At 57.4% G+C, this 1,163-nt stretch carries 1 protein-coding gene; it reads left to right on the forward strand.

Going from position 1 to position 1,163, the window contains the following annotated elements; genetic code table 11:
* The first annotated feature begins 71 nt into the window (after window positions 1-71).
* Window positions 72-1,022 carry an IS5 family transposase gene (locus tag C8D92_RS15565; protein WP_116919951.1) on the forward strand — a complete coding sequence of 317 codons (951 nt, stop codon included), beginning with the start codon at window positions 72-74 and terminating at the stop codon, window positions 1,020-1,022.
* Window positions 1,023-1,163: the final 141 nt, after the last annotated feature.

The following is a 1,163-nucleotide window of genomic DNA, read 5'->3' on the forward strand; positions in this document are numbered from 1 at the left end:
GGAACCTCTGAAAAAGCCCTTGGATTTGCGACAATAGCACCAGAGTCACCAACCGGGAAGGTCGCTACCCCATGAGCCAGATCAGCTTTGCCGAAGCCGAATACCAGAACAAAAAGCGCAAGACCCGCCGCGAGAAGTTCCTGGAGCGCATGGATCAGCTGATCCCTTGGAAGAAGCTGGAGAAGAAAGTAGCCCGCTACTATCCCAAGGGCGAGAACGGCCGCCGGCCGTACCCGTTGCAGGTGATGCTGCGCATCCACTGCATGCAGCTGTTCTACAACCTGTCTGATCCGGCGATGGAAGACGAACTCTACGAGATTGAATCCATGCGCCGCTTCGCTGGGCTGACCCTGGCTGGTTCGATTCCGGATGAAACCACCATTCTCAACTTCCGTCACTTTCTGGAGCAGCACAACCTGGGCAAGGCGATGTTCAAGGAAGTGAACAAACACCTGGAGCGCCAGGGCCTGATGCTGCGCGAAGGCAGCATCGTGGATGCCAGCATCATCTCTGCGCCGAGCTCGACCAAGAACAGCACCGGTAAGCGAGATCCGGAAATGCACCAGACCCGCAAAGGCAACCAATGGTATTTCGGGATGAAGATGCACACCGGCGTGGATGACGGTTTTGGGATGATCCACTCGCTGGAGGTCACCGCCGCTAATGAGCACGATCTCAATGCGGCCGGAGCGCTGCTGCATGGCGATGAAGCACGCGTATTTGGTGACTCCGGTTATCGCGGCATCGAAAAGCGCACCGAACACCGGCATCGCGACGTCAACTGGTTCATCGCCCGGCGCCCCGGTGTGACCCGACAGCTGCCAGAAGGCAGCGACCTCGCCAAGGCGGAAAAGATCAAAGCCAGTGTTCGGGCAAAGGTCGAGCATCCGTTTCGCACCATCAAGCGTCAGTTCGGTTACGCCAAGGTCCGCTACCGCGGCCTGGCCAAGAACGCCAATCGGCTTTACCTGTTGGCCGCGTTCAGCAACATGCTTGTCGGTGAACGTTATCTCCCCGCATAGGGGAAGTGTGTCCGGTTTCCGCCAAAGCGGCGGGAATCGGACAAAAGATGAACAAATAGACTGGGGATTTATCGCTGAAATCGGCTCATCTCCGGATAGAGACCGGGAATCGGTGTTCAAGCCCGGTTATTCAGAGGTTCC

The sequence above is a fragment of the Tamilnaduibacter salinus genome (assembly GCF_003096655.1).
Classification (GTDB): Bacteria; Pseudomonadota; Gammaproteobacteria; order Pseudomonadales; family Oleiphilaceae; genus Tamilnaduibacter; species Tamilnaduibacter salinus.

Bases quoted from the DNA above. Each gene is read 5' to 3' on its own strand.
- C8D92_RS15565 (WP_116919951.1), top strand. From the start codon at position 72: ATGAGCCAGATCAGCTTTGCCGAAGCCGAATACCAGAACAAAAAGCGC.